7 protein-coding genes and 1 pseudogene are annotated in these 8,261 nt (G+C 71.1%); 4 read left to right on the top strand and 4 right to left on the bottom strand.

Features of this window, described 5'->3' with window-relative positions; all coding sequences use genetic code 11:
* Positions 1 to 180 precede the first annotated feature (180 nt).
* Together ETD83_RS36510 and ETD83_RS36505 are read right to left on the bottom strand one after the other, a co-directional pair.
* Positions 181 to 1,092: a hypothetical protein gene (locus ETD83_RS36510; protein ID WP_205718069.1), complete on the bottom strand. Its 912-nt coding sequence runs from the start codon at positions 1,090 to 1,092 to the stop codon at positions 181 to 183.
* A gap of 174 nt (positions 1,093 to 1,266) precedes the next feature.
* Positions 1,267 to 1,506: a hypothetical protein gene (locus ETD83_RS36505; RefSeq protein WP_138649772.1), complete on the bottom strand. Its 240-nt coding sequence runs from the start codon at positions 1,504 to 1,506 to the stop codon at positions 1,267 to 1,269.
* A gap of 72 nt (positions 1,507 to 1,578) precedes the next feature.
* Between ETD83_RS36505 and ETD83_RS46200 the strand changes: the two are divergent.
* The 3 genes and pseudogenes from ETD83_RS46200 to ETD83_RS45080 all read left to right on the top strand — a co-directional run.
* A pseudogene (locus ETD83_RS46200) lies at positions 1,579 to 1,833 on the top strand (DinB family protein); the annotation flags it as partial.
* On the top strand, positions 1,817 to 2,080 hold the full coding sequence (locus tag ETD83_RS45085; RefSeq protein ID WP_230421421.1) for a hypothetical protein: 264 nt from the start codon (positions 1,817 to 1,819) through the stop codon (positions 2,078 to 2,080). The pseudogene ETD83_RS46200 and the gene ETD83_RS45085, both read left to right, overlap by 17 nt.
* A 74-nt stretch (positions 2,081 to 2,154) precedes the next feature.
* On the top strand, positions 2,155 to 2,538 hold the full coding sequence (locus tag ETD83_RS45080; protein ID WP_138649771.1) for a hypothetical protein: 384 nt from the start codon (positions 2,155 to 2,157) through the stop codon (positions 2,536 to 2,538).
* A gap of 43 nt (positions 2,539 to 2,581) precedes the next feature.
* Here ETD83_RS45080 and ETD83_RS36490 read toward each other — a convergent pair whose 3' ends face one another.
* Both ETD83_RS36490 and ETD83_RS36485 read right to left on the bottom strand, forming a co-directional pair.
* Positions 2,582 to 3,235 (bottom strand): DUF1361 domain-containing protein, encoded by a 654-nt coding sequence (locus ETD83_RS36490; RefSeq protein ID WP_138649770.1) that lies wholly within the window; start codon positions 3,233 to 3,235, stop codon positions 2,582 to 2,584.
* 8 nt (positions 3,236 to 3,243) lie between these two features.
* A complete protein-coding gene (locus tag ETD83_RS36485; protein ID WP_138649769.1) occupies positions 3,244 to 5,991 on the bottom strand; it encodes an ATP-binding protein in 2,748 nt (915 codons plus the stop codon).
* A gap of 333 nt (positions 5,992 to 6,324) precedes the next feature.
* On the opposite strand from ETD83_RS36485, the gene ETD83_RS36480 reads away from it, so the two are divergent.
* A partial coding sequence (locus ETD83_RS36480; protein ID WP_138649768.1) for a hypothetical protein occupies positions 6,325 to 8,261 on the top strand: 1,937 nt, incomplete at its 3' end.

Below are 8,261 nucleotides of genomic sequence, written 5' to 3'. Positions count from 1 at the left end.
CGCTTGACTCCCGCCCTCTCCCGCCCGCCCCGCTATCTGACCGCGGGATAGCCGCTTACGTCACAAGGCGAAATCGCCCCTGCCCTCCTGCTCACCGGGACCGCGCTTCGCACGGCGGTTCAGACGACCGGTTCCGCGAGGTGACAGGGGCGACCCGCCATGGGTTCGTGCCGGTGGAGGTCAGGTGGTGCAGTGTTTGTCGGTGTCGCGCCGGACGGTGGCGCCGGTGAATTCCTCGAGGATGGCGAGGTTCGCCGGTGAGTAGTTCGACTGGGTGATCTTGTCGGCGTCGGGGCTGCCGAGCTTGCCGGTGAAGGGCGCGGACTTGTCCAGCCAGTAGGCCGTGCGGAGGAACTGGGTCAGGACGAGCTCGCGCAGCTTCGGCTCGTTCTTGATCTTGGCCCAGTAGTCGGGGTGCTTGTCCTTGGCGACGCGCAGGTAGAGCAGCAGGTAGCGGAGGTTGGTGGCCGCTATGTCCCGGGCGTTGCTGGCCCCGACGCCCTTGATGTACTCCTGCACGACGGTGACGGCGGGCAGCCCCGTCAGCCCGGCGTTCTGCTCCGCCAGCACGCCCTGCAGCTTGTAGGAGCCCTGCTGGGAGTCGCGCAGGTAGATGCCGTCCATGCTGTCGCTGAGCTTGTCGGTGATCAGCGGCAGGATCTCCTTGCGGGGGAAGCCGCCGTGCAGCGGCACGGCGGACGCCTGCTGCGAGGCGTTGATCCAGGCCGCGATGTGCACGTCCCACCGGGTCCTGGACGGGTCCAGGTCCCACATGTGGGTCTCCTCGTGGATCGCCACCATCATCGACTCGGCGAAGCCCTCGAAGCTCCTGGTGTTCACGAACTGCTTCCAGTACTGGTCGTTCGCCTGCGCGATGGCGAGCTTCTCGCCGCTGGGCCAGCGCCGCTTGTACATCTCCTGGAGAGTCGGCATCCAGTTCGAGGCGCTGAAGCGCGCTTTGAGATCGCTGACGTCGGCGCTCGGGGTCGAGGGTTCCCCGTAGCAGAAAGGCTCGGCGGCCGGGCCGCCCGGCGTGGGGGAGGCCACGGCCGAATGGCCGGGCACCAGGGACAGGGCGACCGCGGCGGTCAACAGGGTAAGGCGGGGGGTGCGTTTCACGGGGACCTCGCTTGGCAGAGCCGTCGGTCGCGACCTGCTCCGATAGGGCACGACCTATGTCTGCTCCGGGATGGTATTTTGTATCGGTCTTCGCCGCCTCTCGCCGGCCGTTGTGGACAACGATCGAATAAGCTCGGAAACCGCAGCTCAGGCCCTACTCGCCCTGGTGCGGAAGCGTGGAAAATTCAATTTCACGAAAAGATCGTCTTCGTGTGCCCCGGCCCGGAACAGAAAATTCGCGACCCCGGTGCCGATGCAGGCGGTGCCGCGGGCGCGCGCCGGGCAGCGGACCGCCCAGGAATCCCCGTCCTGCCCCTCCGCCGCGTTCTTGAGCCGCTTGACCTCGGGCCCGTTCTCGTAGGCGTTGTACAACACGTTTCCGGTCATCGACCGTGCGTGACCGGGAGCGGCCCGAGCGTGCGGCGTTCAAAACCGAACGAAATTCGGTAGGCTGGCGCAATGGTGGACATATTCGATGATCTCGCCGCGGAATATCGCCGGTTGGACGCCATGCTGGAGGCGTTGACCCCGGAGCAGTGGGCCCGGCCGTCCAGTGCCGAGGGCTGGAGCGTCTCCGACGTCGTCCTGCATCTCGCGCAGACCGAGGAGGTGATCGCCGACCCGTCGATCGGGGAGGGGGCGGCCTTCCTCTCGCCGGACGAAGGCAACACCGTGGACGGCCGCGCGGATCCGGCACGTGGCGTGGCTGGCGCACCGGACGCTGCCGTACGCCTTCGCCCTCGACGGGCTCCCGGACGTCCCCGTCTTCTGCGACCTCACCGCCCCGGACGGGACGCGCTGGACCTTCGGCGACCCGGCCGCGCCCACGAGGATCACCGGCCCGGCCTCGGAGTTCTGCCGTGTCGGCGCCCGCCGTCTCGCGCCCGAGGACACCGGGCTCGCCGCCGAGGGCTCGCACGCCGCCGACGCGCTCCGCGTCGTCCGCAATTACGCGGCCTGACCCCACATCGAAGCTCGGGAACCATAGCGTCGCCCGCGGTCCGCTACAGGAAGGTTCTCTGTATTCTGCACGGCATGTCAGGGAAGAAGATCAGCCCTATTTTCATCCTCTTCTTCAGCGTCGGCCTCCTGCTCGTGGGGCTCGCGCTCGTGTTCAGCATGGCGGCGGGCGCGAAGGCGGACGAAGCCGATGCCGACAAGGGCGAGATCCAGCTGCAGCTCGCGACGATGCTCAACTTCACCCTCGCCGGCTTGTCGCTGATTCTCGTCGGGCTCGGCTGGCAGTTCGCGGCCGGTGTGAAAACGGACCCGCCCCCGATCCCGGGGCAGTCCCCGGGTTACCCGTACGGGCAGCAGGCGCAGCAGCAGTACCAGCCCCCGCAGCAGCAGACGGGCCCTCCGCCCGGTGGGCAGAAGTGGGGCCAGCAACCCCCGGGACCGCCCTCGGGACAGTCCTGATCCACTCCCGCCGCCCCTTGCTTCGAGGGGCGGCGGTCCTCGGTCAGGACGGGGGCGTCGCGCGGAGGCGGCGGGCGCCCTTCACGGTCGCGTCGAACGACGCTTCGGCGATGGCCTTGGTCATGAAGTGGCACAGCCAGGTGACCATGAACGTGCCGACGATCAGCACGGGCGCCCAGGCCCAGGTCAGGTGGACGACGATCCGCTCGATCGTGGCGTGCGGGTCGACGACCGGCTCCCAGCTGTTGAGGCGGGCCCAGCGGCCGAGGAAGACACCGACGGCGCAGACGGCGTGCGCGGCGATCGTGACGCGGCCCTGCCAGGCGCCGAGGCCGACGCGCGCGAGGTGCCGCAGCGCGGCGCCGAGGGCCAGGTAGTAGGCCAGGAAGCCCGAGCCGATGAACAGCGCGTAGACGGGCAGGATGACGGTCACGACGGGCCCGCCGCGGTCGGCCATCAGGAGGTCGCCGCGGAGATGGACCAGGTCCGTCACCACATAAGGCGCATTCGGCAAGAAGAGGACGAAAAGGACGAGTCCGGCCCACCACAAGGGTGAGCGGGAGAGGTGCCGGCCGCGGAAGAGCGCCCAGGCCAGTGCTACCGGGATCCAGGCCAGAAGGGTGTTCCAGCCCATCCACCAGGCGTCACGTCGAAGAACGTCGACCAGATTCGGTGCCACATGCTCCAGAACCCCCATGATCTCCATCATGCATGAGTTTCGGCGTCCGGTGTTGTGAAGAAGTTGTGGAGAAGGCCGTCCACGTTGCCGAAGTCGGACGTCGCCTCACGCAGGCGCTGAGGCCAGTCACTGTCGGTACGGAGTGCGCCCGTAGCGGTCTCGATAGCCGACGGTGCTCCTCCCCAGAGTGCGCTATTGCGGGCGGGCAGGTCCCGTTGGTCGCGTTCCCACCAGGCGGTGACGTGGCCGAGTTGGTCGGCGAGAGTGTCACCGGGAATGGTTCTCCTGTAGAGGGACGTCCATTCTTCGCTACGCGGATGCCTGCCCGCGTCTGGTCTCGCATGGTGCGCTTGCTGGAGTTCCTCCAGGACGAGGCACCACCGATATGGGACGGCGAAGTATTCCGTTTCGTCGTCCGAGCAGTAGCGTCCGTGAAAGACGGCCGTGAGATGGTCGGCGAGCTGCGCGGGTGCCCCGCGAGCCGCGACGGCGGCGTCGACCGCGTGGGAGATGGCGCAGTCACGGAGCCGCGGGGGAAGGCCGTCCAGCACCGTGATCTTCAGGCGCGGCGGGCCCCAGCCGGTCAGATGGGCGGCGGCGGCCAGTTCCGCCCACAGGACAAGCTCGGGACGGTCGGCCACGATGCGTTGGGCATTGCGCATGTCGCGGAGGGTGCAAGGGGTGTCGCGGCAGTCCGTCCCGCAGGTGCTGCTCCGGGGGCTCACCAGCGCGCGCGGGGACGCGACCGGCGCCGCGTCCTTTTCCAGGTGCGAACCGTCCGGCATGCGGATCAGGTGCGGGTAGTCCATGCCGTCGGTGAACACGGCACCCTCGCCGGGTGTGAGCGTCACCAGGAACTGCGACTGCGCGTCGGTGATGTTCATGGTGGCGCCGACCGCGTCCCGGTCGTCCTTCGCGGGCAGCCGGTGGACGATCTTCACGGCGGTGTTCTTGATCACGTCCGGGACGAGCTTGGACGGGATCTGCTCCGCCACGATCAGCCCCTCCCCGTACGCGCGGATCTCCGCGAGCAGGCTCGCGAACGTCTCGACCGCGTGGGACGCCGGGCCCGCGTGCTCGCTGCGCCGCAGCAGCCGGTGCGCCTCCTCGAACACGGTCAGATGGCGCAGCCCGGTCGCGGCGCCCGCGCGCTGCCGCATCCGCAGATGCTCGACCAGCCTGACCAGCACCGTTCCCATGAGGAACGCCTTGTCGCGGTCGTCCCCGACGTCCTCGATCTCCAGGACGACGTTGCGCGCGAGCAACTCGCCGAAGTCGATCGGGTGGCCGCCCTCGAAGAACCGCCCGGTCGTGCCGAGCCGGAGGCTGGACAGCCGCACCCGGATGAACCCGCGCACGTTGTCGGTGATCTCCTGGCCGTAGCCGATCTCGGTGACGACCTGCTCGGCGGCGTCCTGCAGATCGGCGAGCGCCGGGTAACGCGGCCCCTTCCCGGATGTGGAGGGTTCCCCGAGCGCGAGGTCCCAGCCGAGCCGCTCGTAGCAGCGGGTCAGCGCCGCCGACAGCACCTGCGGGAACGGCTCGTCGGCGTCGAACGCGGCGAGGAACAGCGCCCGGACGAGGTCGGCGTGGGTCTGCAGCGGGAACGGCCGCCCGTCCGGGCCCCGCGCCGGTTCGAGCGGGTTGATCCCGGCGGCGATCGCCTCGGTGTCGCCCGGCCGGATCGTGATCACCTCCGCGTCCGGGAGCCGCGCGGCCATCAGCCGGTACTCCGCCTTCGCCGGCTCGACGACCAGCCACGGCAGCCCGGCCCGCGACGCCTCCGCCAGCAGCGACCGGACGGTCTGCGACTTGCCCGCGCCGGTCGCGCCGCACACGAACGTGTGCCGGTTCAGGCTGGACAGCGGCACCGACAGCGGCCCGGCGTCGCGGCGGTTGCGGTCCAGGACCCGTCCGAGCCCCACGCCCGTGGCGCCCGACTCGGGCGTCACGTCGAACTCGGGCCGCATCACGAACCGGACCCCCGCGACCTCCCGGACGGGCGGACGCGCCACCGCCGCCACCAGCCGCGTGCTCGCCTCGAACGGGCCCGGCGCGCCCGGGACCAGCGCATACGGCAACCGGCTGAGGTCCGCCGACGCGCACACCAGCGCCGCGACCCGCGCGGCGGCCCGCGGCGTCTCCGCCCCCGCCATCAGATGCACGCGCCACAGCCCGGACGTCGCCGCCTGCCGCAGCTCGCGATGCCGCCGCTCCAGCCGGACCGCCGCGACCGACTCCTCCGGCGACATCTCCGCCATCGACCGGGCGCGCTGCTGCCGGACGGCCAGCTCGTCGGCGAGCCGCTCGGCCTCGGCCAGGTCCACGGGTTCGGCGACCAGCATCCAGGCGAACGGCCGCACCCATACGGAAAGGAGACCGTCCTCCAGGGACGGCCTCGCGGGGTCGTCTGGCGTGTCGTCGTCGACGAGCAGGCCGTCCGAGAGGGCGCCGATGCTCACCCAGTGGGCCATGGAGTCTTCGGCGATGCCGTCCGGGAGCATCGCGCCGCGCCCACCGGCAGGGAGGCTGAGCGTCGCGGACCGTCCGTCATGGTCGGCGAGAAGGCCGTCCCCGCCGACGAACACCTCGGTCGGCCCGGACGCCTGCGCCCGCCGCCAGCCGACCAGCACCGGCTCCCTGCCCGCGTGGTACGCCGACACGAGCGCGGCGAGCCGCTGGTCGCGCCACTCGTCGCGGCCGTCCGCGTCCTCGCCCGGACGGGGCACCTCCAGCAGGCGGCAGACCGGCAGGCCGCGGACGACGTCCCACACGTCAGCCGTCCCATCGCATCACCGAGATGTACGTCTCGACCCCTGGCGTCATTTCTTCCCGCGCCTCTCGTCCGCCGGTCCGATCACCATCCGTCATCTTCGCGCAGACCCGTGCCCCCGCCGGACGGTCGGTCTTGCCTGCGCTCCGGTCCCGATCCAGGCTCATGGGCTGTCAGGCTATTGAGCAAGACGGCCAGGGGGAAGGTCGAAACAGGACGGACGGCCTGACAAGTCCCGTGTCAATCTGCTTGGGTGGTTTGCGCATCGCCGCGCATGACCCCGCGACGCGTGACGATCGAGCCGGCACCCGAGACAGGACGGGAGTTCAGCGTCGTGAGGGGTGAACCCGTCGACCTCGGAGGGCTTCGGACGCGCGTCGAGCGGCTCTTCAGCCCCGAGCCCCGGCTCGGCTGGGTGTTCCGCGACCGCTGGTGGTTCCTGCGGCCCTTCCCCGAGATCCCGCCGCGGCAGCGGGCCCTGCCGGAGTACCTGGCCCGCCGCGTCGCGGAGACCGAGCGGCTCGCGCGGCGCCACCGGAGCCGGACTCTCCCGATCAGCCTCGGCGTCGCCGGGGTCCTGGTGCTGGTCGCCGGCTGCGGCGCCGCCGCCTCCACGGTCCCGGGCACCGTTCCGATCGGGGCGCTCGTGCTCGCCGCCATGGCCGCGTCGCCGGGCCTGGTGCTGACGTCGTGGGCCGCCCGGCAGCGGCAGAGCGCCCGCGAGGCCCACGAGCTGGCCCAGCGGCAGAACGCGACCGGCTACCAGGACCAGGCCCGCCAATGGCAGGCCCGCAAGCAGGCGCACGAGTCCGCCGAACGCGCGCGGCTGGACGGGCTGCCCGAATGGGGCGCGGCCAGGCGTCCCGGCCACCGCCTGGACGTGTTCGGCGGGACGCTCTGGGCGTGGGAGGCGCTGCTCACCACGTACGGGACGTCCACCCTCGCCGTCCAGCCGCTGCTGGTGCTCGACCTGTCCCGCGAGGTCGTCAGCAGGGAGCTGATCGAGCTGTCGCAGGAGGCCGGGATGGGGGTGGACGTGCAGCTCCTGCCGAGCCGCCAGTCGTCGTCCAGCCTCCTGACCGACATGTCGCCGCAGGACCTGGTGGACGCGATCGTCGAGTCCATGCACGGCGGCACGCCCGACGCAGCCCGCGCCGAACGCAGCATGGACGACCGGATCCTGGCCAAGGTCTGCGCCGCCCTCGGCGACGACGTCACCCCCGGCCGGATCGCGGCGGCGCTCCGCGCGCTGATGGGCGAGCCCGACGACGGGGACGTCCTGACCCGCGACGAGCGGCGCCACATCGCGAGCGAGCTGTTCACCGTGGAGTACCGCCGCCAGGCGCACGCGAACCTGTCGCGGATCGAGTCCTACGTCCACCCGCTGGAGAACCTCGGCACCGAGCCGGCGAGGACGGGCCCGGGATACCTGACCTGCATCGCGCTGGACAGCCAGGCCCGCAACGTCCGGTCCGAACTGCTCACCGACCTGATCGTGCAATGGGTCACGCACCGCGTCACCGCGTCCCAGGACTCGACGCCCGCACTCGTCGTCGCCGGCGCGGACGAGCTGGCCCGCCGCCACCTGGAACGGCTGTCGGACGCCTGCGAGCGGCGCGGCGTCCCGCTGACCCTGCTGTTCCGGCGGCTGCGCGAGACGTCCGCGGAGATGATCGGCGGCGGCGCCGTCGCGTTCATGCGGCTCGGCAACCACGAGGACGCCGCCCGCGCCGCCGACTTCATCGGACGCGACCACCGGTTCGTCCTGTCGCAGATCACCAAGAACGTCGGCGGGAACGAGTCGCACACGTCCACCCGCACCGAGGGCGAGGCCGACTCCGACACCCGGAGCACGAGCCGCACGACGGGCACGTCCCGCAACTGGGGGACGAGCCGGTCGTCCGGCACCAGCCACTCGGGCGGCGAGATGTTCGGGCTGTTCCCCGACCGCTCGACGTCCCGCCAGCACGGCAGCAACCGGGGCGGGTCCACCAGCAGCAGCGACACCGAGGGGACCGCCACGTCGACGTCGCGGAACTGGTCGGCCGCCTACGCGTACGCGGCGGGCACCAACTGGAGCGACGCCGACACGACGCAACGCGTGTACGAGTACGCCGTCGAGCCCGTCACCCTCCAGCACCTTCCCGACCACGCGCTCCTGCTGGTCGAGTCGGCGCCCGGCGGGAGACGCAGCCTCACACCCGTCGAATGCGACCCGTCCATCATCACGCTGGACCGCGTCATCACCGGCCCCCTCCCGGAACCGCCGCC

It is taken from the genome of Actinomadura soli, assembly GCF_005889715.1.
In the GTDB taxonomy this organism is placed as follows: domain Bacteria; phylum Actinomycetota; class Actinomycetes; order Streptosporangiales; family Streptosporangiaceae; genus Spirillospora; species Spirillospora soli.
Note: the sequence above shows the minus strand (reverse complement) of the source record. Positions and strands in the feature narration are given on the sequence as shown.

Coding starts and splice junctions, on each gene's coding strand:
- ETD83_RS45080 (WP_138649771.1), top strand. CDS start 2,155: ATGTCAGGGAAGAAGATCAGCCCTATTTTCATCCTCTTCTTCAGCGTC.
- ETD83_RS36505 (WP_138649772.1), bottom strand. CDS start 1,506: ATGACCGGAAACGTGTTGTACAACGCCTACGAGAACGGGCCCGAGGTC.
- ETD83_RS36490 (WP_138649770.1), bottom strand. CDS start 3,235: ATGGGGGTTCTGGAGCATGTGGCACCGAATCTGGTCGACGTTCTTCGA.